The sequence below is a fragment of the Gracilimonas sp. genome (assembly GCF_035704785.1).
GTDB lineage: Bacteria > Bacteroidota > Rhodothermia > Balneolales > Balneolaceae > Gracilimonas.
This window is the reverse complement of sequence record NZ_DASSWP010000146.1, coordinates 1-23,045: the sequence shown is the minus strand read 5'-3', so window position 1 is coordinate 23,045 and position 23,045 is coordinate 1. Positions and strand designations below refer to the sequence as shown.

Sequence of the window (23,045 nt, the reverse complement as noted above, 5' to 3'; positions counted from 1 at the left end):
GGGATAAGGATCTATATATCAAGTGAGGGATCATTATGCCTGCCTGTCTAAAAACCATTGTTCGGCTTCTTTAATAGCCTCTTTAATGGCTTCTCCTTCTGTATATCCACCCTCCTTCATTAAACGGGTGGCAATTTCCAGCGCTTTTTCCTGAACCTTTGGGTTTAGATCCCTCAGGTCAGCTTCAAAGTCTTCAAATGTCCATTCCATAATTCAAGCTGTTCAGATTAAAAATCCATTCTTAATAAATCATGCTTTTTCATTGTTTTGAACCTTAATAAAATGATGCCACCACGATCAAGTGACGACACCTTCAGGGATGGTGATGAGACGTTGTAATCGTATGACATCGTCATCGGTTTCCCCGATTCATATTCGTATGGCTTTTACGGCCTCCGGTACAAATCTTTCTATCAAGTCTTCCTGATCTTTATAGATTTGCCCGTTTTGATTCTATAGGCATCTTCTATTTCTGTTATATAAATAATACCGTCACCACGTTCATGCGTACGTGCATGTTCACCGATCACTTTCACAGCCCTCTCTGAGGTTTCATTCTGACAAACCAGTTCAAGCTTTACAACAGGCGAATCTGTAAAATGAAAATCCAGCGAGGGTGCAGCTTCTTTGCTTTTATATGCTCCGGTACCTTCCCCTTTGGAAAGGGTAACACTTTCAAAACCCTCCTCTTTTAGCGCTTCCACTACTTTTTGTACTCTGCCCGGTTTTATAAATGCTTTTATCTCTTTCATAAAATTTTATTTTTAAAGCTGATGAGCATACCACTCATCAGCTTCGTTTAAGGATTCTTTTTATTAATGGCCGTGGCTTGTTTCCGACTTATTCATTTCGGAAATCAGCTTATAAGCTCCGTTATAGGCTATCTGTACACTGTCTGCCAAGGGCTCGAAGAAACTGACTTCCACCCAGCCGTTGTCTTGCACGCCGGTGGAGACAGGAACTTGTTTAAACACCCAGCTTTTTTCGGTTGCGCCTGCTTCTTCCTCATGGCTGGTTTCCCCTGTTTTTATGAAGATGTATGATTCATCTCCTTCGCCCACAATGGCTGCTTCAGGCAGTGCTGTGACTGATTCGCTGTTTACGGCTATGCGCCCTTCAATGTATGTACCGGGGATGAGTTTTTCTGTGTCTCCCTCAATCTCAGCGTGAACATGTACCGCCTTGGGATCTTCTTCAAAGGTTTTTCCTACGGCATAAATGGTTGCCGTATATTGCCGATTGGGAGCATTGGACACCGTAAAATATACTTTTTGTCCCTCTTCCACCTTATACACATCTTTTTCAAACACCATCAGGTCGGCATGGATGTGCGAATTGTCCACTACTTCAAGCAGCAGGTCGCCGGGGGCTACATATTCGCCTATTCTGACGTTTACGCTTTTTATAAAGCCATCGATAGGAGAAACGACGGGTATGGTTTGATATATTTCACCATCTAAAATATTCTCAACATTTAAATTGAGCATATTCAATTTAGCCTTTAATCCCTTTACCTTTGCTTTTGTAGAGAAGTACTCAGCTTTTGCTGCCTGAGATGTTTTCCCCGAACCTACACCTTGTTCATAAAGATTTTGTTGGCGTTCGTATTCTTGTTTCAGGTAATCCAGCCGGCTGCTGCTTTGTTGCAACTCCACCTGCATTTGAACAAAGTCCGGATGCTCCAGTAGGGCGAGCATTTGTCCCTTTTGAACCTTATCTCCCTCAATTACTTTGATCTCACTTACCGTTCCTCCCACAATGGCGCTTATATCAGCCTCATACTGAGGGGGGAGTTCCAGTTCACCGGTAACCTTGATGGTACCTGTCAGATTCCTGTTTTGCAGCTTGCCTAATTCAAGGCCGATGGTTTCTCGCTGCATAGAAGTTAAGGATACTGTACCCTCTGCCTGCTCTTCTCCGGCATGTTCACCGGGCGTTTCCTGTTGTGGACTTTGATTTGTTTCATTACCGCATGCCGCAAAAAGAACGGAGCATGCTAATACTGTCAGAATTAACTTTAAATTCGTTTTCATGATTTTATGTACTTTTAATTTGATGATTGAAGGAAATAGGTTAAGCGGGCTTTTGAATCCAGGTAGTTAGACAGGGCCTGCAATGAGCTTATCTCAACCTCAATGGCCGACCTTATATTTTGAATAAAAGTAACATAGCCGATACCACCTGCCCGATAAGCTGTTACCGCCCCTTTCCGTTGTTCTACGGCTAATGGCAGAGCTTCTTCCTGATAATACTGCCAGGAGTAGAGCCACTTTTGATACTCTTGCAACAAACTTCTATAATTTGACTGAAGCTCTATTTTTGTCTGATACAAATCCCGCTCGGCGATTTGCTTTTGAATCTGTGCAGACTGCGTACGCCCCTGCTGGGGAAGGAAAAACAAAGGAATACTGATGCCTACCTCAAAGCTGTTAAAGCCACCTTGTCCTGCTATTTCCTGAAACCCATACTGCACGCTAAAAGTGGGCAGAAAATTGGATTTTGCTACTCCGTATTGGGCATCCGCTATCTGTACCTGCTGGCGCTCATATTCAAGAAGGGAATGATTTTTTATGGAATATGAACTCATTTCCATCGGCCTTACCAGTTTTTCAGGTTTCGTCATAGCTGCCGTAAAGAGCGTATCACTGACCAGCCAGGAATTCAGCTGTACCAGGGCTGAGTGGTAATCTCTGTATGCCTGTTCTTTTTGCAGAGTAATCTGCCGGGCCTGATTGGTGCCCGCCAGATACTCTAAATTTGAAATGGCTTCCTGTTCATACCGGAGCCGGGCCGCCCGCTCAAATTCGGTAAACACAGAATCCAGTTGTTGGTATAGTATATATTGCTGTTTAGCAACATATACATTGCCCCAGGCCATACGTACGGCTCTTTCTACTTCGAGCAGGGTCAGGCCTAAAGCTGTTTCGGCCAGGTCTGCCTGCTCTTTCCGTAAATCAAGTTTGGGCGCTATACTAAAAGGGTCAATACCCTGCTGTTCTATGCCAATAAGGGTTTGAATGCCGGGTGCTCCATTGCCCACTTCTTCCTTACCGGTAAAGACCCGGGTAGTACCCAAATCCCATGCGGTTTTCTTCAGAGCTTCCCGGCTTTCTATTTCCAAACGTGCCGAACGCACGGAAGGGTAATCTGCTTTTGCCTTTTTTACCGCTTCCTGTATAGAAATACCCTCGAGGCTATCCGCAACGGTTTGTTGTTGGGCTGTAGCTTGGTTAGGGATGAAGAAAGCACCCATTGTCATTATCAGGAACAAGATAAATGAACGGGCAACCGCAGGCGGACGTGTAGAACCTCCGTTTTTTCCGGTACGCGACTCAACAAAATAATACAGCACAGGAATAACAACCAGCGTCAATAAAGTAGCACTGATCAGTCCACCGATTACCACGGTAGCCAATGGCTTTTGTACTTCCGCTCCCGCTGAGGTGGAAAGGGCCATGGGAATAAATCCCACAATGGCTGCTGTAGCCGTAAGTAGTATGGGCCGTAAACGCTCTTTGGTTCCTATAAAAATACGTTTCTTTAAATCCATAACATCCTCTTCTTCTTTTAAACTGTTAAACCGGCTGATCAGTACCAGGCCATTGAGTACTGCCACACCGAAGAGTACAATGAACCCAACTCCGGCAGATATACTGAAAGGCATTCCCCGTAAAGCAAGGGCAAAAACTCCTCCTATAGCGGCCAGAGGCACGGCCATATAGATCATAGCAGCCTGACTAATGGAACTCAATGCAAAGTAGAGCAGGATGAAAATGAGTGCCAGCGCGATGGGTACTACGATCTGCAACCGCTGCTGAGCCTGCTGCAGATTTTCAAAAGCGCCTCCGTACCGGATGTAATAGCCCGATGGCAGGTCAAGCTGCGCATCCATTTTTTGCTGAATCTCTTGAACCATACCTTCGACATCTCTGCCCCGCACGTTTACGCCCACATAAATCCTGCGATAGGTACCATCGCGAGATATCTGCATGGGGCCGGGCTGATAGCTGATTTCGGCTACCGCTTCCAATGGTACCTGATTTCCCTTGGGAAGATCTATATAAAGATTTCTGAGGTCTTCAATGCTGCGTTTATTCTCATCAGAAAGGCGTACCACTAAGTCAAAACGCCTTGCTCCTTCATATACAACTCCGGCCACGCCTCCTGCAAAAGCAGTACTTATATATTGGTTCAGTTTCTCAATATTCAACCCATACTGGGCTATTTTGCCCCGGTTGTACTGAACCGTCATTTGAGGCAGCCCAGATGTAGCTTCCGCTGTGACATCTGCCGCACCCGGTACCGTTTGGATGATCTGGGCTATTTCCTGTGCTTTCGCCGCCAGTACGTCCAGATCTTCTCCATACAGCTTTACGGCCACATCTGATCGTACACCTGTTAATAGTTCATTAAAGCGCAGTTCAATAGGCTGGCTAAACACATAGTTAACACCTACTAAAACAGAAAGCTTTTCTTTTATTTTCGCTATCAGTTCTTCTTTAGTATCCGCGCTCACCCACTGATCCCGGTCTTTCTCAAGTATGATATACATATCAGCAATATCCATAGGCATGGGATCGGTAGGTATATCAGCAACTCCAATACGCGCCACCACCGTTTTAACCTCGGGAAAGTTATCTAAAAGAATATTTTCAATCTTTTTAGATACTTCTATAGTCTCAGACAGAGCACTTCCCGGTTTTAACAGGGCCTGCATAGCAATATCCCCCTCGTCAAGGTCAGGAATAAACACGCCGCCCATACCGGCAAAGGTAAATCCCGCACCTGTTAGCAATATCAAGGACGCAAGGACTACAACAACTTTATTATTAAGCGACTTGCTAATAATGGGATGATATCCCTTGTGTATTTTATTCATAAGCCAGTCGCTGCCATGCTCAACTTTATCTTCAAGCTTGTTGAACCAGTTCTTTTTGCCTGTAGACGGTTTAAGAAACAACGCAGATACCATCGGTACATAGGTAAGGCAAAGGATAATGGCTCCCAATACGGCAAAGCCAAAGGTGTAGGCCATTGGCTGGAACATCTTTCCCGCCACCCCGGTCAGGAAAAGAATGGGTGCGAAAACAATCAGTATGATCACCTGCCCGAAAAAGGCGGAGTTCATCATCGTACTGCTCGCATCATAGGTAATCTCGTCCATGAACCCTTTTTTAAATGTATGGCGGCCTTCCTTAACCTTCTTTTCTATAAGGTGAACCGTGCCTTCAACAATAATAACCGCGCCATCCACGATGATCCCGAAGTCAATAGCTCCCAAGCTCATCAGATTAGCCCAAACGCCGGTAATTCGCATACAGATGAATGCAAACAACAGTGACAGAGGAATAACAGAGGCTGTAATTAGTCCCCCGCGAATGCTGCCAAGCAAAACTACCAGCACAAATATGACAATGAGCGCGCCCTCGATCAGGTTTTTAGCAATGGTACTGGTAGTACGGCCTATAAGATCGCTGCGATCAAGAAAGGGCACAATCTCCAAACCTTCAGGCAGTGATTTTTCTATTTCCGCCATGCGCTCTTGTACCGTTTGAATGACTTCATTGGGATTAGCCCCCTTGAGCATCATCACCGCACCACCCACGGCCTCATGTCCATCCTGGGTAAAAGCACCGTACCGTGTCTGGCTCCCAAAATGGACAGTGTCTGCTACATCTTTTATAAGAATAGGTGTTCCATTTACCGTCTTAACCACAATATTTCGGATATCTTCCAGGCTGCTAATAAGCCCTTCTCCGCGAATAAAGTTCGCCATATTGTTTTTCTCAATATAAGCCCCGCCCGTATTGGCATTATTTTCTTCCAATGCTTCATATACTTCCGAAATTGAAATATTCATAGCATTCAGCTTGCCGGGGTCAAGAGCCACTTCATACTGTTTAACGTTGCCGCCAAAAGCATTCACCCCTACCACACCCGGCACTAAAGCCATTTGGCGCGCTATAATCCAGTCCTGAATGGTTCGCAGTTCCGTTAAAGAATACTCTGACTCATAGCCGGGCTTGGGCTGAATTGAGTACTGATATATGGCACCCAAACCGGTAGTAATAGGTCCCATATTGGGCGATCCAAACTGATCGGGAATAGCTTCCCTGACTTCAATAAGTTTTTCCTGTACCAGTTGTCTGGGCAAATAAGTACCCATGTCGTCTTCAAAAACGACCGTAACTACCGAGAGGCCAAAGCGAGAAACAGAACGAATCTCCTTTACTCCCGGCAGATTAGCCATAGCCAGTTCAACCGGGTAGGTAATAAATTGCTCAACGTCTTCGGTGGAGAGATTTTGTGATACTGTGATAACCTGTACTTGGTTATTGGTAATATCGGGGACGGCCCCCAGGTTAACAGTAAACATAGCCCAAATGCCTGTAGCTATCAAAGCCATGGTCATCATACCGATGATGAGCTTATTTTTTATAGAAAATGCAATGATTTTATTGATCATCTGATAAAGCTTTAAAGGTTTAAGAAAATGTGGAATAAACGAAGTCTGCCTATGCAGAAATCATTATGTATGATATCTTAAAACTTAAGCTCTGGGCGGCTGCCAGATGTCGGCGATGTGCTTTGAAGTGAAATGGGAGATGTAGGAATCTTTTAGCTTTTCTATGGGTGCTTCAAAATCAAGCCTCCCTGCCTCAAGGGAAAAGGATGCAAAGGTATGGCAACTAATACAACAGTCATGTTCCTGGAATGGCAATTCATGACCGTCAGTTGGTTCTTCACTCTCTTGGCCATAATGTATATTTATAAATTCAATGAAATCTAAACTGTCATCAGGCCCCTCATGCTCAAAGAAATGTGCGGCTAAATCAGGAATTTGGTAAAGCCGGTCGAAATCCATTCGTGGCACTAAAGCGGCCAAAGAAAAATAAGAGATAAGGAATATGGATATGAATGGCTTCATTGGGCGGAGAAGTTAAGCATGATTAATAGAATTATCAACAATTCTTTATGATACTTCCAGCATGTGAAACTTTATTGCCTGCTTTAGTTTTCTCACAAAAAAAGTCTAATTTCCCCTTGACTCTCGACCATGGTACAGGCCTTATATTGATAACGAACTGTATTATATTAACTAAATGGAGAAATCATTATGCCATTAAAAAAAGGAGAAATTTATCAATGTCCTGATCAAAGCTGTGGTTGTGAAGTTACCGTAACCAAAGGAGCACCTTCTGACTGCTCAGGGGATCAAAATCCCACGTGCTGTTGCGGTAAGACTATGGTCAAGAAATAAATTTAATAAGTGATACCATCATTCCAGTGATGGTATCGCTTAACTTTAAGTTATGAATTCAGAGACAACTACCTACAAAATAGGAGAAGTGGCAAGCCGGGCTAATGTCAATAAAGAAACGGTTCGCTATTATGAAAAACGTAAGCTCATCCCCAAACCAGATCGCAGGCGTTCGGGCTATCGTATCTTTACTGAGCGACACATCAATCAAATCAAGTTCATTAAGCGATCTCAGGAGCTTGGCTTCACACTAAGTGAAATCAAGGAACTGCTGGAACTGCGCATGGATGAAAGCTCTACCTGTTCACAGATCAAGCAGGAAGCACAGGAAAAGTACCAGGATGTGGTTGAAAAAATTGAAGACCTGCAACGCATCAAGGCTACCTTGGTTGATTTAATCGATTCTTGCGATGGTGAGGGCCCTAAAGGAGATTGCCCTATTTTGGTGGCGCTGGAGGGAGAAGGTGAAACCGGCAAGAAATTACGTGATGCGTGATGAACTTACCTTATGCATCAATTGCTCATTACAAGTAACTACTGTGAAGGAGTTTACATTCTCGTCGATGGCTATCAAATAGTTACTTTTTAATATACTTCATTTAGATCAATCTTTCGGGAAACCTTTTCCCACACTTCCTTTTAGGTACTACAAAAAGTACTACATAAAAAGTCAAAATCTTAGCCCATTTCACGCACAACAATTTCTCGCTCTGGCTTCCATACAAGTACCCGGGTTTATGATCAGAGCCCCTTCTTCAATATTCAATATCCAGGTGAGTTACTTAAACCGCCCATGCGGACATGGATGATTTCTGATGTTGCTTGTTTTAAAATTCTCCCCGTTATTTTAATGATTACATGAATAAAACTTACGTCCGAAGAAAGGATAACCTGAACCGGGTTGGTGATATACTAATGTTGTGCAAAATTTAAAACCAAATAAAGTATATACAAGATTCTTCCAACAAGTAAATCAATGAATAACATCACTTTTATTAGCACCGTGCATGAGGAAATGGGTAAATGTAATGCTGATGAATTGTGTGCTATTTTAGAGAAAATAAGGCCGGAAATTGTTTTTTTGGAAGCTCTCGAAAATACTTATTCAAACTATGAGCAGAATTTATTTTCCTCATTTGGAGTATATCATCAAAAGCTAGAGATAAAAGCTATTCAGAAATACTGCCATAGCTCCTCGTTTGAATATGTTCCTGTACTTAAAAATGAACTATCTAACTCATTTGAAAAGAAATACGACCTCATTTGCGAGAATATTCAGTTTCAAAGGATGCTTGATGATTTTAATTCGTTAGCTAGCGAGCAAGGCTTTCTATTTCTCAATAGTTCAAAAAGTATATATCTACAAGAGAAAATGCGAACGTTTGAATACCTTCTTTTGCCTGATAATAAGCTAAATAAAGCTGTTAATGAAGATATCGATGCTTATGAAAATTCGATGATGCGAAATATTTATTCGTATTGCAGAAATAATCAATTTGATAAGGCTGTCTTTTTGTGTGGTGTGGCGCACAGACATTCAATTATTGAAAAGATTGAAAGCTTTAACAGCAAAGAAAAAATAGCTCTTAATTGGATGATTTATGGGAATCTAAGTGTCTGAAACAAAACTTTACCCTCTAAAAGAACTAAGCTTAGCTCAAAATTGAAAAGTTTTATAGCTTTTAACCTGCCACTTTCCGTTTACCTTTTTTAGCTCAGCTGATACTTCAATATTCTCAATTTTATAATAGTATGATATTTTTACTTCACTATTATTTTTAATGAATCTTGTTATTTCAATATAATTTTCATTTCTAATATTTTGCTCTTCGATGATAGTAGTAGGTATTCCAAAAATGAATAATTCACTTCCTTTATCCACGTAATCTGTTTTTAATAAATAGTATGGGGTACGACTTTTCATTTCAGGGTGAAAATACTTCCTTACTTCTGGAATATTTAAAGCTTTTTGTACTATCTCAGTATTGTCTTGAGACATTGAATTGCAAGAAAATACGCTTAAGAATATGAGTAATAACCAAGGGTATTTCATATTTTTTAATTGTGTTCAACGATTTTGTATAATAGCATTATATCACCAAACAGTTTGCCCTTAAACATCTAAGTTAAACTGTTTGGGGATATGACACTGTTGTGGTGCATTAAACAAAATGAAACTCATGAAAAATAAAGTAAGAATTGGAATCACTTTGGTCGGACTAATAATTGGTGGAATAGCATATTGGTTTCAGCCATATAATCAAATGACGGTACTTGGATTACATATTTGGCTAATTATGGGTGTTGGCGCTTTTCTGAGTTCTATTGTTCTAATACTTTACCTAAAAGAAAAACCTCTAAAAATTGCGCAATTTGTTTCATTTGGAGTTGTATTAGCTGTTTTAGCCCGAATAATATTCGATATCACATTTTGGGATTCAACATCTCATAATCTTGCCCCCTTTGAGATCATAATTGCCGGGATTGTAACTTTTCCTTCTGCTATTGCCGGGGGGTATCTTGGACTTCTATTTAAAAATGCAATTGCTTCTAATGAAGTTTCTTGAACTCATTTCCAACCGGGTTTATGACCGAGGACGGCAGACGGACGACCGTTTAGTAAATTTCCAAAATCGTTAATCGTTAATCAAGAGAACAAACTTATGATTAACCGATGTACCGATGGATCGAACTGCGAATGGATCTCTTTATCAGGGAGAAACCCTATTCATGGAATTGTATCACCGTGCCTTCAACTTTGATGTCCACAGCTGCAGGAGTGAAAAGAGCAGCAAGAGTAGAACCAGCTGCAATAGCGGTGTACCCACCCCGGCGATCTGAATCTGAGACGGCCATAACTGTAAATAAAGCTGAAGAAGTGATTGCTACGGCTTTCGTGAACCAAAGCACTCCATTTCTCACAGGAGGATTATTTACAGAGATCTTCAGGTTGGTGATGGCATCTCCATTTTCATTCTCAATGATCTTGTTAAGTCTGTTGGAAATATCCTCACTGTTTCTGATTTCGATCCATGATGAAACACCCCATTTCGTAAAAGTAAAACTGAAATCTTTTAGTGATTCATATTCACCGTTTAGTATAAGCTGATTATCCGAGCTGTAGAAACTGTCGGTAAAGGAAACAGGGTACTCAACTTTTTTGGCATTTACGGCAACGGAAGCGCCAACTGAACACCCACTTAAGAAAAGTATAAATGGGAGTAATAGTGTCAAAAGGACTATGTTTATTCTACTTTTCATCATTACTTCCCCCCTCATGTATATTATAAACTACTCCGATATAACGTATGGTTTCCGTAGAATATCCCCCTCCATTCGTTTCTTCGCCGGTAATGGCCCCGGCAATTACATTTCTTAAAAAACCCCAAAATGTTACTCCCTGTTTCACCTTAATTTCGATAAAACCGTCTGCAATAAAATGCTCGGGATTATCCTCAAGAGCTCTATATACGGTGTAACTTAGATTTTCTTCCATGTAATCCTCTCCTCCTAACGTGATACTTAGGTTTTCAGATTCTGAATAAACTTCCTCTTCCGAGTACTGTTTGAAATAACCGGAAATCAGGCCCAGCGTATCAACTTTAGAAGCAGCAATATGTGGTCCAAATTGTATGGGCTGAGATTCGGTCTTATACTCTAACGCATACCAGGTTTGGCAGCCTTGAAGAAGTATACATAGACAAGCAAAGAACAAGGGGAAGGTGGTCTTATTCATTTACAGGACATAAGGTTATAAAGAAGTGAACGTCCCTATTATGCAAAAAATTTATATCATTTGCTATAGTTGACCGGGGACCGCGGACGGACGACCGTTTAGTAAGTTTTCAAGATCGTTAATCGTTAATCAAGAGAACAGAATTATGATTAACCGATGGACCGATAGATCGAATAGCGAATGGATTTTTACTGCCATGAAAGGGGGATCCTTCAGTCGTCGCATTCGCTCCTTCCTCAGGATGACGTTTGTATTTTTAACAACGGATAAGCCGCCGTTGGCGGCTTAAGATGGCCTGCCCCACACCATTGTCATACTGAGCGAAGCGAAGTAGCTCTCCTTCATGACTCTCGCTAGTTGGTTTAACCTCGTTGCGAAGCTCTCCCGATGTTCGGGACAATGCAGTCCCGAAAGCTCCTGCATCCAGTTATTGTCAATGGCAACATCATAGCCCAACCTCCGACAACCACCAAAATCATTACAACCCACCGGGCGGAGGTTTTACTTGTGTCGTGTTAAACCCCGGGCTGCGTCCGTACTTACAGCCCAAACCCAATTCAACATCCCAGCGGACTTACCCGGGGCTACTAATATGTGACCCCTACAGGGTCAGCCGTAATCATGAATAATCCTAAAATCCTGCAAATCATGGTTCACTAACTGGAAGCCGGAGTTTCCCGAATAGGGCTATCCCGAGCATTCGGGAAAGCTATGTAACCAACAACACACTTCATCATTGGATGTTCCGTGTTGGGTGTTGGATGTTCAAATCTACTGTGAAATCAATCCGCTACATGATCGGCATGATACGCATTCCGCTGGCCCATGGGTCTGTCTTTTCCTATGGTGGAATCTTTACGGGTCTGATGCTCCATTTCAGAGTTGATCTCCGCACCCAGCAATGTTACATAGGCCGTGATATAAAACCACAGCATAAGAATGATCACTGCAGAAAAACTTCCATACATTTTATCGTAAGTGCCAAAATTACTAATGTAAAAAGAAAACAGACCTGACCCTGCCACCCATAAAACTGTAGCGATAACAGCCCCCCAGCTAACCCAGCTGAACTGAGGATTTCGACGATCCGGTGCTATTTTATAGGTTATAGCCAGAACACCCATTACTATCAGCGCCAGAACAGGCCATCGCAACCATGGTATAATTTTTTCAACCCCGGAAGCAGGAATATCAATACTCTGAATGATCGCCGGGAAAACGATAACCAGTGCGGCACTAATTATACCTATCAATATTCCACCCAGCGTGAAGAGCAGGGTTAATCCGTTATATTTAAAAAATCCCCGCTCATCAATTTCATCATAAGCAACATTAATGCCTTCAAATACGGCCTTTGTCCCCTGCATGGCAGTAAAAAGGCTAAAAAGAATGCTCCATACGAGGCTCCAGCCAAGGGATTTGCTGGATTTCTCAGTAATTCCTTCCAGGATATTCGATATCATTTCAGAAGATTGATCGGGCAGGATGTGAGCCACCTCGCTAATTTGCTGTTGAATCTCCGCCGGTTCCATGACCAAGCCAAAAATAGAGATCGCTGCAATTAATGTGGGGAAAAGTGATAGGAAAAAGTAAAAGGCCACACCTGCCGATACTATTGAAATATGATCTACGGTAAGTTGACTTTTTACGCGCTTACCAATCTGCTTCCAGCCTTGCCATGTTAATTGATGTGGTTTCTCAGCAGAGTGTAGATCTTTGGTTTCATCCATTTTTTAATGCTTGATAAAGTTTTTTCTTATAGGTACGGGTACCGAGATGATCCTCAGATTCATTAAATAGTAAATGCCAGGATACCGCCAAGAGCTGAGGCCCCTCCTGAAAGAACAGTAGCTAGAAATAACCACCAGGCCGCAGCAGCAGCTGTTTTTCTGGCTGCTTCTACTTGTCGCATAGACTCCTGTTTAACTTTTTCAGTCTTCTCTTTCAGTTCTTTCTCAATTTCATTCATCTTGTTAAGGACTTCGTCCCGACCCTGTTCAATTTTATCCACAACTTTTTCGGCCTGTTCGCGGTTAACTCTCTTGTTATTACTCATCAGTGCAATAAGCGATTCCCGATCCATACGCTTGAGTCGTTTTTTCAGGATAGAGGGAGTGGTCTTGGGATCATCCAAAATACGTTTAACATCATGCCTCAGATTATCATATCTCAGCTCAGGCTGGTCCATACGGTCAAACCATTGTTTGATCGCTTTCTTGGCGTCGCCTTTACCTTTGCTATCACTTATTTGACGGGCTGGATCTGTCCCGTTGCTCGTGAAATCCTTTGCTTTTGATTTGATCATCTCCAAAGCTTGTTCCGCTTTGCGTACATATTCGTCAGCTTTTTCGTCATTTATTCCTTCTATACCACTGATCAAAGACGTAAGAGTGGAGCGGTCAAATTTATTTATCCTTTCTTCCAAAACCTGGGGAGTGGCTTGAGGATCATTCAGTATTTCGTCCAGATCGTCCTTCAGCTTATCCGGATTCAACTCCTCGTGATCTGTTTCTCGCAGATACTGTTCTACTTTTTGGCGGTATTTCTTGCCCTCTTCTTCATCACCCGGTGCCATACGATCAACGGCAGACATAGCTTTATCTGTTTTTGAACCATTGCTTTGGTGTATCTCTTTAGCCTGATCAAAAACACTCTTGAGCTTTTCTTTGTCCTTGTCAGAGATCGCGGGCTGCTCGCTCGCCACCTCCAGAAACATGTGTTTTATGGTGTCGGAATCATCCGTGTCATATTCTTCTTTTACCTCGATCTCTTGAATAAGCTGAGCCAAGCCCTCTTTCATATCATCCATATTTAACTTTTGTGGCTCCAGTTTATTGACGTATTCATCCAGCTTATTTTGAATATCTGAGGTATCAAATTCCTGCCTTATTTCGTCACTGATGGCTTTTATTGTTTCCTCGGCGGTATCTTTCATCCGTGAACCCTCACTAGAACTGAACATGCTTCCCACTGCCGAAGAACCTGCACTTAACACATCTTTCGCAGCAGAAAAGATTGAGCCGGTGAGACTGCCGAGCATTTTAGATTCGGCATAGAGTACCAGCAGCAGATAACCGGCCCATATTACTAAACCAACCGTAAAACCTATGGTATTATCCGCAGTGAGCGTTAGTTTAACAGCAATCAGACTGGCAAAGAATAATGAGATCGTCATCGTAAGTACGAGATATAATCCAACACCTGACGAAATTTTTACACCGGTGGGTGTGTCATCTGAATCTCTGGCGTCTTCATTGTCAGAATGGGAGGATGAATAACGGGAATCGTTAAACTTGTCTTGCACATTACCAACGGCCGTAATTCCTGATGCAACAGCCAGATTTGTCAATAAAAAATGAAATGCAAAAGCCAGAAGGACACCGGCTATAACGCTGATCAAAAAATGTCCGTATCCTTCAGCGATCCATGTCTCTGCACCTGTTTGTGCAAAAGAAGGTGTTGCCAACACCAATACCATAAAAAAGGACGATGTAAGGGTAATAAGTGATTTATATTTCATAATGGCGGGTGATTAGTTTTTTAATATTATTACTATGCATGAGCTACTTAATTCATTAAAGCATTTGTAGAGTTTCTTCTCTCGGTCGGCAAAGGTATTAGCGACATCTTAGTGCCGTTACTCCAACCTGGTAAAGCAGAATAACAGATACTTCTTCGACGAATAAGTGGTTTCCCTAAAAATCTTTCTCTCTAGATATATAAACTACCTGATAAAGGCGTTATAGGTTACCTGTCACATTTTATATATTTCAGTCTGCCTCAATCTCTTTTAAGCCTTCAGCAAGGTGGTGAGTTAAAAATTCCGGCCCAGAAAGTCTCCGGCTTCCCTACAAGCAACCCGGTTTATGACCGAGGACCGCAGACGGACGACCGTTTAGTAAATTTCCAAAATCGTCAATCTTAAATCGATCATTCGTTAATCGTTAATCAAAAGAACCTAATTGCGAATTGATTTTAATACCTTGTAAAGGAGATCCTTAATTTCGTGGCAGAGGTCCATCTTCGCAATGCAGTCCCGGAAGTTCCGGCTTCCAGTCATTGTCATTGACACCTCTTTAGCCCAACCTCCGGCAAACGCCATAGCCAAAACCATCCGCCGGGCGGAGGTTTGTGGGTAATGTGGTTCGCAAACCCCGGGCGGCGCCCGGACAAGTCTCCGAACCCAATTCAACATCCCGACGGACTTGCCCGGGGCTACTCATATCATATGAGAGCCCTTCGGGATCATCTAAGAATCATGGATAATTCTATAAATCCTGGTTCCAAGCCAGCTGCATTTTTTGAACGAGCATTAAAATTAATTTGCGTAACTAAATTGTTACATATATATTTGTAACCAATCAGTTACACATTAAATTAGTTGTATGCCTCAAGATGTATTCCAAGCCATCGCCGACCCTACCCGAAGGGAGATCATTGATCTGTTAGCGGGACAATCCATGCCCGTAAATGATGTGGCCGAACAGTTTGATATGAGTCGCCCTGCGGTTTCCAAGCACATCAAGATCCTGAATGAGTGCGGTCTGGTAGTGATCCGAAAAGAAGGCCGCAAACGGTATTGCCGGGCTGATACGACCAAATTGCTGGAAGTTATGGAGTGGGCAAGCCGTTACCGCAAATTCTGGAGCGAAAAACTGGATGCGCTGGAAGCATTGCTTGCAGAAGAGGATGAGAAAACTAATACAAACATTTAACCGAGGAGCAACGATGAAACACAAAACTAAAAGTACGGAAGTAAGGGTTGAGATGATGGTTAAGGCATCTGTTGAAAAGACATTTAGAACGTTTACCAAACGCTGTCATGACTGGTGGCCCAAAGAGTACAAGCTTGCCAAAGCCGAACGTAGAGATATCGTGATGGAATCCCATGTTGGGGGTCGCTGGTATGAAACAGCAACGGATGGAAGTGAATGCCTCTGGGGTGAAATTTTGGTATGGGATCCGCCCCATTACCTTGCTTTTTCATGGCAGATAAAACCGGATTTTACACCAGAACCTCATCCCGAAAAATCAAGCCGGGTGGAAATCAGGTTCAGGGAAAATGGACCGGAATCAACAATAATCACATTGGTGCATTCTGACTTTGAACGGCATGGCGAAGGATGGGAAGATATGCGTGACAGTGTTGCCAACGAAGGCGGCTGGCAGGAAATTCTCACACAATTTTCAAATATCGCTGCTCTGAAGAAAACACTTTTGAAATAATTGACCGCCAATCAATTTTTTGATCACAACTTAAATCAATGAATAATCTAAAGACTGAAAGCACTCCTTTTGTAAAAGCACAAATGCTTATCCGAAAACCAATCAAAGAGGTTTTCGAGGCCATGATAAACCCTGCTATCACTTCTAAATTCTGGTTTACAAAAAGCAGTGGCCGGGTTGAATCAGGGAAAAAACTGGAATGGGAATGGGGACAGTTCGGCATATCGGACACAGTGGATATTCTTGAAGTGCGAACCAATGAATATATTTCGCTGGAATGGAAGATAGGTGACCTGAAGACACTCGTGGAAATGGAGTTTGAATCTTATTCCAGTACCTCCACCCTGGTCATTATAACCGAAAGCGGATTCTGGAATTCACATCCTGCCGAAGATGAGAAGCTTGAAGAAAAGATCAACCTGATGTTAGGCCAGAACGGAGGCTGGAATTTGGTGCTCAGCAACATGAAAGCCTGGCTGGAACATGAACTGGATCTGAATTTAATTGCAGATCATAATCCCCAAGCAGATAGAGGGATTGAATACCCATCAGAAGAAAATGAGTGAACTAATCAAAGTTATCGTTAGGAAGGAATTTAAAGCCCCGGCTGAGAAAGTATTTGATGCCTGGCTGGATCCTGAGTGGCTGAACCGCTGGATGTTTGGGCCGGATGTACGCGAAGAGGAGATCGTCAAACTGGAAAACAAGCCTGAAAAAGGCGGCACGTTCTCTTATGTAGTCAAACGAGAAGATGATCTCATTAACCACATGGGAACCTATCTGGATATTCAGCGGCCAAACCGGCTGGTATTTACCTGGGGTGTGGATGTTGAAGCCGGAGATGAGAGCGTAGTCACCATTACGATTCAATCTACTGAAAGTGGATGCCGGGTGACGCTCGTTCATACCATGGATCCCAAATGGGAGGAATATAAAGATCGTACCCAACAGGGCTGGAATTATATGCTTGACAAACTGAACGTACAGTTAAAAGATATTTGAAATAATAATTCTATAGATGATGGAGACCCAACCCATAAACAGACAACACATGAACCAAAAAAAGAAAAAACATCGAATCTATACCACGAGCTTCGCGAGTGTATACCCCCATTATGTGACTAAGGCAGAGAAAAAAGAACGCACAAAAGAAGAAGTGGATGAGATCATTCGCTGGCTGACCGGATACAACCAAAAAGAGTTGGATACCATACTGGAAGATAAAACAGACTTTGAGACCTTCTTTGCGGAAGCTCCTCAGATGAACCCTTCGCGGACTTTAATTAAAGGCGTGGTTTGTGGTGTTCGGGTGGAGGACATTGAAGAACCAACAATGCGGGAAATACGCTACCTCGATAAGCTGATCGACGAATTAGCAAAGGGAAAAGCGATGGAGAAAATTTTGCGATGAGTCTCATCCACAGAAGGAACAAAATTGGAATCTCACCTTGTTCAGCAAAAGCAACTAATCTGATAATTTCAACAAACAATTCTCATTATTACTTTCATAGAAATCTATTAATGAGCTTTTATTAGACATGATAAAATCAGCTATATATGAAGTGCTTTTATTTCCACACAACAAATGAACCACTTTAGGAGGGCAACCGAATAGCTGGCTAAGTTCATCAAAATCATTATCCTTGGTCATTATCATGCATTTATGGTCTTTGGCATAATCCCAAATTTCCTGATCCAATGAAAAAACTGATAAAACATTCTTTATATGAAATGACTGAATCTCAGCTGATTTTAAATGATCAATCAGTTTATAAGATAAATTATTGTCGATCAGAATCTTCATGCGGTACGCAAAAGCCGAGTATGTTTTTCGGAGTCGGATGCATAATCAAGACAAGCTTTGATATCCTCTTTAGTAAGTTCAGGAAAATCTTCGATGATCTCATCAGGGGACATTCCCGCAGCAAGATATCCGAGTATATCGTACACCGTAATTCGCATTCCCCTAATGCACGGTTTGCCGCTTCTTTTACCAGGCTCTATCGTAATGATCTTTCTATAATCCATAACAAAGTTATTTAACTCAAGCTTTTTTCAAGATACATTATTTTGTAATTAAACCACAGGTGTACCATCATGAACAAACAATACGGCGTTTTTCCCGAACCGGGCACGATTCAATTTGAGCGGCTGCTTCCCGGTCCCGCAGAACGGATCTGGGATTACCTCACCAAATCAGAGTTAAAAGCGAAGTGGCTCTCCGCCGGAGATGTAGAATCCGGCGTTGGAGGCAAAGTAGAGTTTCGGTTTCAGCATAAAAATCTTTCTGAAACAGACGATCCCATCCCCGAAAAATACAAAGCTATGGAAGACGGCTCATATTTCGAAGGTCGGGTAACGGAATGGAATCCCTATACCAAACTCAGCTACACCTGGGGCGAGGATACCGGGGAGGAATCGGAAGTGACTTATGAACTGATCCCAAAAAAAGACGATAAGATACTGCTGCGGTTAACACATCGTAGATTGGGTGTTGACCCGACTACCCTCGTCAGTGTTGGCGCCGGATGGCATACGCATCTGGGTATTTTGTCTGACCGACTGGAAGGCAAAGAACCCAAAGGGTTTTGGAGCGTTCACGTGCCTCTGGAGAAGGAGTATTCAAGAATAGTCGATAAACTCTAAAACTAACGTTGAATTATGAATCCGAAAACTATCGTAACTTCCCTCGCTGTTAATAATTTAGAGAAATCTTTAGTCTTTTACCGTGATGGGCTGGAAATCGAAACTCCAGGAATAGATCAGGGAATCATTGCCTTGGAAATAGCCAACTTATCTCTGTTCTTAATCGAGAAGAGTGAATTCGAAAAGTACTCAAAAACCGGAAAAGCAAAGGCTCACATTTCTCAAAGCTCGGTAGAATGCATCTTAAGTTGTGCCTTTAATACCAAGGAAGAAATTGATCGAATTCTTGAAAAAGTAGAAAAATATGGAGGAACCATTCCAAGTCCGCCCAAAGAAGAAGAATGGGGTTATACGGGTTATTTCAAAGATCCGGATGGGCATTTATGGGAAATCGTTTGGAGCAAAAATAATATGGGGTGAATTTGAACTCGTTCCCAACCACCCGGTCCCAGCACTTTCCGCATCATCCGTGATCCATTTCTATAGTGGGAACCGATATTTAAATTATTTTGTGTATCATCTTTCATGGACCCCATAGAACTTTCATCACAACTTAGAAAACCTACCGGCGAAACAGGAAAGGAGATTGGAAAAGTGCTCAACGAATCCAATCGGGGACTTTATGAGTTGGCTTTTGAGATGATGAGCCTGCAAAAAGATGACCAAGTGTTAGAAATTGGCTTTGGAAATGGAATGCACTTTCCGGAATATTTCAGGCTTCAGCCCCGGATATCGGTTACAGGCGTTGATTTTTCAATGGATATGTGTGAAGAGGCTAAAGCCAATAATGCGGATCTGGTCGCCTCAGAGAAACTGACCCTCCATTGTGAAGAAACCTCCTCCCTGCCCTTCCCGGATAACCGGTTTGACCTGGGGGTGGCCCTTAATGTCATCTATTTTTTTGATCCGCCCGAGATTCACTTAAAAGAAATTCACCGTGTTTTAAAGCCCGGTGGACTGTTTCTGATCGGCTACCGTCCGCGTCATTCTGTGGAGCATCTTGAGTTTACCAAAAAGAATTTTATCCTGTATGAGGCGGATGAATTAACTGCCCTTTTAAAAAAACATAATTTTAAAAAAGTAGAAGCAGAAACAAGATCCTCCCAAAAAATGGCTATGGATGATACAGAGGTAAGAGTTACAGATTCTTGTCTGTTATTCAGGAAAACATAGGGTAACAGATTATTTACTCCTGATAGGTCATCACTAGCATTCGGCAAAGCTAAGTTACCAGTAACAAATCAAGTAAACCACTTCATCCTTGGATATTCGGTGTTGGGTGTTCTTATAGCATTCATATGCGGGTTTTTATATTATAAGGGAGCAGTATATAAGTTACGTTCCCTAACTAAACTCTCTCTTATGAAACATGTGCTGATCTTACTCCTTGCAGCTTTTGGGTTCGGGTGCAGCCCCACCAATACCGTAACCATGAGCGTTCAGGAACCTCCTGTAGTACCCTTGCCGTCATCCATGGAACAAATAGGCCTTATTGATCGAAGTGTTACGGGAGAGCAGTCCTCCACGATGGAACGAATTGACCGCGTGTTGTCGGCCGAAGGTAAAAATCTTGACCGTGACGGTGCGGCCGAAAGTATTACCGGGCTGACCGAGGAGATCCGGCGATACGAGCTGTTCGATGCGATAAAAACTCCGGACATCAGCCAACTCGATAATCCGGCATTCGGAGCTTTTCCGGCCCCGCTATCGTGGAATGAGGTGGCGGAGATCTGCAATGAATACGATCTGGACGGACTATTTTCCCTGGAATTTTATGATACAGACACCCGCATCAATTACAACACAAAAAAGATTAACGTAAAAAGACTTAGCGGAATCGGGATCCCCGTAATAGAACATCATGCCACGGTTTATACTACCATTAAAACCGGCTGGCGAATATACGACAATGCCTCCGGCATCATATTGGATGAATTTGTGGCAACCGAGAATGTAGTGAACTCAGGCCAGGGTGTTAATCCGGCGGAAGCGGTCGCCGCCATAACCGGACGCAAGGAACTGGTGAATCAGGTCAGCCGGGAGATCGGCCATTATTACGCAGCAAGAGTGGTTCCTTACTGGATCAGGGTCACCCGAGATTACTACGTAAAAGGCAGCGATAATCTAGAGCAAGCCAAACGCCGTGCACAAATCGGCAATTGGGATGGTGCCGCAGAACTGTGGATGCAGGATACAGATCATCCCGATTCGAAAGTAGCCGGCCGGGCGCACTACAACATGGCTATCATTAACGAGATAAACGGCAATCTGGAAGATGCCATCGAATGGGCGCGAATCTCTTATGAGGATTACGGGGATAAACAGGCCCTGGATTACGTACGCATCCTGGAACGGCGAAAAGCCAGACTAGCAGCATTGGAAAGATATTAAAGAAATGCGTTGAGGCACGTTACGGTGCTCCGCTCCGTAATGCCCCATGGAGGCTCTGCCTCAATCTAAATGCTACTTCTTCCCAACCTCCGAAAACCAACAAATTCAATGGCAACCAACGGGCGGAGGTTTATAGTTCGTGGCGTTCGTAATCCCCGGGCTGCGTCCGAACCAGCATCCCAAACTCCATTCAACATTCTAGCGGACTTACCCGGGGCTACTCATATGTGACCCCTTCAGGGTCAGCTAATCATCATGGGCAATTCTCAAATCCTGTAAATCATGGTTCAATAACTGGAAGCCAGAGTTGGGAATGCTATGCGAGAATGTCCTATAAAAAAAATATTTTTCATACATGTAACATTTAATTTGCACTAATCGTAATATTCAATCAAGAGAAAAAAGCTCTTCTAGAAACCACTACAAAACAATAACAAAGCCTCTTTGTTATTAGCACTAATAACCACTAAAATGACAAACCTTTCGAGATCACGTTACGGGATTGCTGCGTTTTTTATGCCCGTAATTTTCATCGTTCTTTTTTCGGGATGTGATGATAATAATCAAACCATTGTTACACCGAATGAAGATAATATTGTTGAATATCTGAACGACCAAGCCGGCTTTACGGTACTGGATCAACTGATTGAAGAATCAGGTCTTATAAACATACTTAACGGAACAGAAGAGTATACCATATTTGCACCAACCGATGCCGCTTTTGCCAAGCTTCCTGAGGGATACCTCGATGATCTAACGGCAGCTCAAAAAGCTGAAATCATCGCTTATCACATACTCGAAAGTTCAGTTCAGGTAGGTAATAATAGTTACAATGAGTTGAGGGTAACACTACAGGGAGATGAACTTTTTCTAACAGTTACAAGCTCTCTGGCTAAAGTGAATAACAGCGCGGTAATTACGTCTAAAAATAAAACTGTATCAAACGGTGTGATACATTCAGTTGATGAGCTGCTGCTTCCTGATAGCTATGGAACGATCAATGAAAATCTAAAAAAACGATTTGATTACAGCGATTACTACTCGATGCTGGAAGAACTTAATATCACTGAGCTGCTTGATGCAGAAGGCCCCCTTTCGTTTGTAATTCCTCAGGTAGGTATGCTGGATGATATTGTAAGCTATTGGAATACAGTGGGTTTTACGAACGAACAGAAAACTGAGTTATGGAAATACCATATTATAGAACAGGATATTTCTGAATTAAGTCCGGGTACCCAAACAGCTCTTCAGACTATGATGGGAGATTCACTCTACATCTCCGTTCCAATTCAGGGGAAATATATATTCAACTGTTGTAATGACTTACAGAATATTCCGACCTCTGTAATTCCATCGTCAAACGGTGTGATTTATAAGTGGGATGGTTTTATGTACCCTGATAAATACACAGATGTGCTTACACTGATGAGTAAGAGGTATTATCTGACAACGGTTCGATCCGGTTTTGCTGTAGCTAAAATGACAGGCCGCATGTATAACTCAATGAATAATGCAGATGAAAAGTTTACAGTATTTATTCCAAGAAACGATAGTCCGGGACTGGAGAACCTTCCAACGGATGAAGAAGGGATGGCGAGCATCCTTAAATATCATGTACTGCTCGAAAAGCTAACCGCTGATCAGCTTCTGCATAACCAGAGTTACACAACCTGGAGCGGAGAAGAGATAACCATTACACGCAACGGAGACGTAATTACCATCAATGGAACAGCCACCATCAGGCTGGCCGATCTGGAAGGTACTAACGGCGTAGTGCATGTGATT

25 protein-coding genes are annotated in these 23,045 nt (G+C 42.6%); 13 read left to right on the top strand and 12 right to left on the bottom strand.

Features of this window, described 5'->3' with window-relative positions; genetic code table 11:
* Positions 1-33 precede the first annotated feature (33 nt).
* The 5 genes from VFM80_RS08770 to VFM80_RS08750 all read right to left on the bottom strand — a co-directional run bounded on the left by VFM80_RS08770 (position 34) and on the right by VFM80_RS08750 (position 6,928).
* Positions 34-210, bottom strand: a complete 177-nt coding sequence (locus tag VFM80_RS08770) for a hypothetical protein (RefSeq protein ID WP_395071453.1) — start codon at positions 208-210, stop codon at positions 34-36.
* A gap of 203 nt (positions 211-413) precedes the next feature.
* Positions 414-752, bottom strand: coding sequence for a P-II family nitrogen regulator (locus VFM80_RS08765; protein ID WP_395071452.1), 339 nt, complete (start codon positions 750-752; stop codon positions 414-416).
* Positions 753-815: 63 nt separating this feature from the next.
* A complete protein-coding gene (locus VFM80_RS08760) occupies positions 816-2,033 on the bottom strand; it encodes an efflux RND transporter periplasmic adaptor subunit (protein ID WP_395071451.1) in 1,218 nt (405 codons plus the stop codon).
* A 14-nt stretch (positions 2,034-2,047) separates the two neighbouring features.
* On the bottom strand, positions 2,048-6,466 hold the full coding sequence (locus VFM80_RS08755; RefSeq protein WP_395071450.1) for a CusA/CzcA family heavy metal efflux RND transporter: 4,419 nt from the start codon (positions 6,464-6,466) through the stop codon (positions 2,048-2,050).
* Positions 6,467-6,550: 84 nt separating this feature from the next.
* A complete protein-coding gene (locus tag VFM80_RS08750) occupies positions 6,551-6,928 on the bottom strand; it encodes a hypothetical protein (protein WP_395071449.1) in 378 nt (125 codons plus the stop codon).
* A gap of 385 nt (positions 6,929-7,313) precedes the next feature.
* Here VFM80_RS08750 and VFM80_RS08745 point away from each other — a divergent pair, with 385 nt between their 5' ends.
* Both VFM80_RS08745 and VFM80_RS08740 read left to right on the top strand, forming a co-directional pair.
* The gene (locus VFM80_RS08745) at positions 7,314-7,757 is read left to right on the top strand and encodes a heavy metal-responsive transcriptional regulator (protein ID WP_395071448.1); all 444 of its coding nucleotides are present in this window, start codon (positions 7,314-7,316) and stop codon (positions 7,755-7,757) included.
* 480 nt (positions 7,758-8,237) lie between these two features.
* Positions 8,238-8,882, top strand: coding sequence for a hypothetical protein (locus VFM80_RS08740; RefSeq protein WP_395071447.1), 645 nt, complete (start codon positions 8,238-8,240; stop codon positions 8,880-8,882).
* Between the two features lie 36 nt (positions 8,883-8,918).
* Here the strand turns inward: VFM80_RS08740 and VFM80_RS08735 are convergent, their stop codons facing one another.
* Positions 8,919-9,314: a hypothetical protein gene (locus VFM80_RS08735; RefSeq protein WP_395071446.1), complete on the bottom strand. Its 396-nt coding sequence runs from the start codon at positions 9,312-9,314 to the stop codon at positions 8,919-8,921.
* Between the two features lie 127 nt (positions 9,315-9,441).
* Between VFM80_RS08735 and VFM80_RS08730 the strand changes: the two genes are divergently transcribed.
* On the top strand, positions 9,442-9,828 hold the full coding sequence (locus tag VFM80_RS08730; RefSeq protein WP_395071445.1) for a hypothetical protein: 387 nt from the start codon (positions 9,442-9,444) through the stop codon (positions 9,826-9,828).
* Positions 9,829-9,985: 157 nt separating this feature from the next.
* On the opposite strand, the gene VFM80_RS08725 is transcribed toward VFM80_RS08730, so the two are convergent.
* The 4 genes from VFM80_RS08725 to VFM80_RS08710 all read right to left on the bottom strand — a co-directional run bounded on the left by VFM80_RS08725 (position 9,986) and on the right by VFM80_RS08710 (position 14,517).
* Positions 9,986-10,495 carry a hypothetical protein gene (locus tag VFM80_RS08725; protein ID WP_395071444.1) on the bottom strand — a complete coding sequence of 170 codons (510 nt, stop codon included), beginning with the start codon at positions 10,493-10,495 and terminating at the stop codon, positions 9,986-9,988.
* A 16-nt stretch (positions 10,496-10,511) separates the two neighbouring features.
* Positions 10,512-10,997, bottom strand: a complete 486-nt coding sequence (locus tag VFM80_RS08720) for a hypothetical protein (protein WP_395071443.1) — start codon at positions 10,995-10,997, stop codon at positions 10,512-10,514.
* A 782-nt stretch (positions 10,998-11,779) separates the two neighbouring features.
* Positions 11,780-12,727, bottom strand: a complete 948-nt coding sequence (locus VFM80_RS08715; protein WP_395071442.1) for a YihY/virulence factor BrkB family protein — start codon at positions 12,725-12,727, stop codon at positions 11,780-11,782.
* Positions 12,728-12,789: 62 nt separating this feature from the next.
* On the bottom strand, positions 12,790-14,517 hold the full coding sequence (locus tag VFM80_RS08710) for a hypothetical protein (RefSeq protein WP_395071441.1): 1,728 nt from the start codon (positions 14,515-14,517) through the stop codon (positions 12,790-12,792).
* An 865-nt stretch (positions 14,518-15,382) separates the two neighbouring features.
* On the opposite strand from VFM80_RS08710, the gene VFM80_RS08705 reads away from it, so the two are divergent.
* From VFM80_RS08705 to VFM80_RS08685, 5 genes are read left to right on the top strand one after another with little or no spacing between them, the layout of a single operon-like run.
* A complete protein-coding gene (locus tag VFM80_RS08705) occupies positions 15,383-15,712 on the top strand; it encodes an ArsR/SmtB family transcription factor (RefSeq protein WP_395071440.1) in 330 nt (109 codons plus the stop codon).
* 13 nt (positions 15,713-15,725) lie between these two features.
* Positions 15,726-16,223 (top strand): SRPBCC family protein, encoded by a 498-nt coding sequence (locus tag VFM80_RS08700; RefSeq protein WP_395071439.1) that lies wholly within the window; start codon positions 15,726-15,728, stop codon positions 16,221-16,223.
* Between the two features lie 38 nt (positions 16,224-16,261).
* Positions 16,262-16,789: an SRPBCC domain-containing protein gene (locus VFM80_RS08695; protein WP_395071438.1), complete on the top strand. Its 528-nt coding sequence runs from the start codon at positions 16,262-16,264 to the stop codon at positions 16,787-16,789.
* Positions 16,782-17,225, top strand: a complete 444-nt coding sequence (locus tag VFM80_RS08690) for an SRPBCC family protein (protein ID WP_395071437.1) — start codon at positions 16,782-16,784, stop codon at positions 17,223-17,225. The genes VFM80_RS08695 and VFM80_RS08690 overlap by 8 nt, the downstream gene beginning before the upstream one ends.
* A gap of 49 nt (positions 17,226-17,274) precedes the next feature.
* Positions 17,275-17,634, top strand: a complete 360-nt coding sequence (locus tag VFM80_RS08685) for a DUF2200 domain-containing protein (RefSeq protein WP_395071436.1) — start codon at positions 17,275-17,277, stop codon at positions 17,632-17,634.
* Between the two features lie 54 nt (positions 17,635-17,688).
* Here the strand turns inward: VFM80_RS08685 and VFM80_RS08680 are convergent, their stop codons facing one another.
* Both VFM80_RS08680 and VFM80_RS08675 read right to left on the bottom strand, forming a co-directional pair.
* On the bottom strand, positions 17,689-18,027 hold the full coding sequence (locus VFM80_RS08680) for a DUF5615 family PIN-like protein (RefSeq protein ID WP_395071435.1): 339 nt from the start codon (positions 18,025-18,027) through the stop codon (positions 17,689-17,691).
* Entirely contained in the window at positions 18,024-18,251 is a 228-nt protein-coding gene (locus VFM80_RS08675; RefSeq protein ID WP_395071434.1) for a DUF433 domain-containing protein, read from the bottom strand. Before VFM80_RS08675 ends, VFM80_RS08680 begins: the two co-directional genes overlap by 4 nt.
* A 69-nt stretch (positions 18,252-18,320) precedes the next feature.
* On the opposite strand from VFM80_RS08675, the gene VFM80_RS08670 reads away from it, so the two are divergent.
* From VFM80_RS08670 to VFM80_RS08650, 5 genes are all read left to right on the top strand, one after another.
* Positions 18,321-18,869, top strand: coding sequence for an SRPBCC family protein (locus VFM80_RS08670; RefSeq protein WP_395071433.1), 549 nt, complete (start codon positions 18,321-18,323; stop codon positions 18,867-18,869).
* A 15-nt stretch (positions 18,870-18,884) separates the two neighbouring features.
* The gene (locus tag VFM80_RS08665; protein ID WP_395071432.1) at positions 18,885-19,289 is read left to right on the top strand and encodes a VOC family protein; all 405 of its coding nucleotides are present in this window, start codon (positions 18,885-18,887) and stop codon (positions 19,287-19,289) included.
* A 105-nt stretch (positions 19,290-19,394) separates the two neighbouring features.
* Positions 19,395-20,042, top strand: a complete 648-nt coding sequence (locus tag VFM80_RS08660) for a class I SAM-dependent methyltransferase (RefSeq protein WP_395071431.1) — start codon at positions 19,395-19,397, stop codon at positions 20,040-20,042.
* Positions 20,043-20,231: 189 nt separating this feature from the next.
* Positions 20,232-21,260, top strand: a complete 1,029-nt coding sequence (locus VFM80_RS08655) for a DUF6340 family protein (protein WP_395071430.1) — start codon at positions 20,232-20,234, stop codon at positions 21,258-21,260.
* A gap of 471 nt (positions 21,261-21,731) precedes the next feature.
* Positions 21,732-23,045, top strand: a 1,314-nt coding sequence (locus tag VFM80_RS08650) for a fasciclin domain-containing protein (protein WP_395071429.1), incomplete at its 3' end; no start/stop codon positions are given.

What these genes read in the sequence shown, in the direction of transcription:
- VFM80_RS08770 (WP_395071453.1), bottom strand. Translation starts at nt 210, where the DNA reads ATGGAATGGACATTTGAAGACTTTGAAGCTGACCTGAGGGATCTAAAC.
- VFM80_RS08765 (WP_395071452.1), bottom strand. Translation starts at nt 752, where the DNA reads ATGAAAGAGATAAAAGCATTTATAAAACCGGGCAGAGTACAAAAAGTA.
- VFM80_RS08760 (WP_395071451.1), bottom strand. Translation starts at nt 2,033, where the DNA reads ATGAAAACGAATTTAAAGTTAATTCTGACAGTATTAGCATGCTCCGTT.
- VFM80_RS08755 (WP_395071450.1), bottom strand. Translation starts at nt 6,466, where the DNA reads ATGATCAATAAAATCATTGCATTTTCTATAAAAAATAAGCTCATCATC.
- VFM80_RS08750 (WP_395071449.1), bottom strand. Translation starts at nt 6,928, where the DNA reads ATGAAGCCATTCATATCCATATTCCTTATCTCTTATTTTTCTTTGGCC.
- VFM80_RS08745 (WP_395071448.1), top strand. Translation starts at nt 7,314, where the DNA reads ATGAATTCAGAGACAACTACCTACAAAATAGGAGAAGTGGCAAGCCGG.
- VFM80_RS08740 (WP_395071447.1), top strand. Translation starts at nt 8,238, where the DNA reads ATGAATAACATCACTTTTATTAGCACCGTGCATGAGGAAATGGGTAAA.
- VFM80_RS08735 (WP_395071446.1), bottom strand. Translation starts at nt 9,314, where the DNA reads ATGAAATACCCTTGGTTATTACTCATATTCTTAAGCGTATTTTCTTGC.
- VFM80_RS08730 (WP_395071445.1), top strand. Translation starts at nt 9,442, where the DNA reads ATGAAAAATAAAGTAAGAATTGGAATCACTTTGGTCGGACTAATAATT.
- VFM80_RS08720 (WP_395071443.1), bottom strand. Translation starts at nt 10,997, where the DNA reads ATGAATAAGACCACCTTCCCCTTGTTCTTTGCTTGTCTATGTATACTT.
- VFM80_RS08715 (WP_395071442.1), bottom strand. Translation starts at nt 12,727, where the DNA reads ATGGATGAAACCAAAGATCTACACTCTGCTGAGAAACCACATCAATTA.
- VFM80_RS08710 (WP_395071441.1), bottom strand. Translation starts at nt 14,517, where the DNA reads ATGAAATATAAATCACTTATTACCCTTACATCGTCCTTTTTTATGGTA.
- VFM80_RS08705 (WP_395071440.1), top strand. Translation starts at nt 15,383, where the DNA reads ATGCCTCAAGATGTATTCCAAGCCATCGCCGACCCTACCCGAAGGGAG.
- VFM80_RS08700 (WP_395071439.1), top strand. Translation starts at nt 15,726, where the DNA reads ATGAAACACAAAACTAAAAGTACGGAAGTAAGGGTTGAGATGATGGTT.
- VFM80_RS08695 (WP_395071438.1), top strand. Translation starts at nt 16,262, where the DNA reads ATGAATAATCTAAAGACTGAAAGCACTCCTTTTGTAAAAGCACAAATG.
- VFM80_RS08690 (WP_395071437.1), top strand. Translation starts at nt 16,782, where the DNA reads ATGAGTGAACTAATCAAAGTTATCGTTAGGAAGGAATTTAAAGCCCCG.
- VFM80_RS08685 (WP_395071436.1), top strand. Translation starts at nt 17,275, where the DNA reads ATGAACCAAAAAAAGAAAAAACATCGAATCTATACCACGAGCTTCGCG.
- VFM80_RS08680 (WP_395071435.1), bottom strand. Translation starts at nt 18,027, where the DNA reads ATGAAGATTCTGATCGACAATAATTTATCTTATAAACTGATTGATCAT.
- VFM80_RS08675 (WP_395071434.1), bottom strand. Translation starts at nt 18,251, where the DNA reads ATGGATTATAGAAAGATCATTACGATAGAGCCTGGTAAAAGAAGCGGC.
- VFM80_RS08670 (WP_395071433.1), top strand. Translation starts at nt 18,321, where the DNA reads ATGAACAAACAATACGGCGTTTTTCCCGAACCGGGCACGATTCAATTT.
- VFM80_RS08665 (WP_395071432.1), top strand. Translation starts at nt 18,885, where the DNA reads ATGAATCCGAAAACTATCGTAACTTCCCTCGCTGTTAATAATTTAGAG.
- VFM80_RS08660 (WP_395071431.1), top strand. Translation starts at nt 19,395, where the DNA reads ATGGACCCCATAGAACTTTCATCACAACTTAGAAAACCTACCGGCGAA.
- VFM80_RS08655 (WP_395071430.1), top strand. Translation starts at nt 20,232, where the DNA reads ATGAAACATGTGCTGATCTTACTCCTTGCAGCTTTTGGGTTCGGGTGC.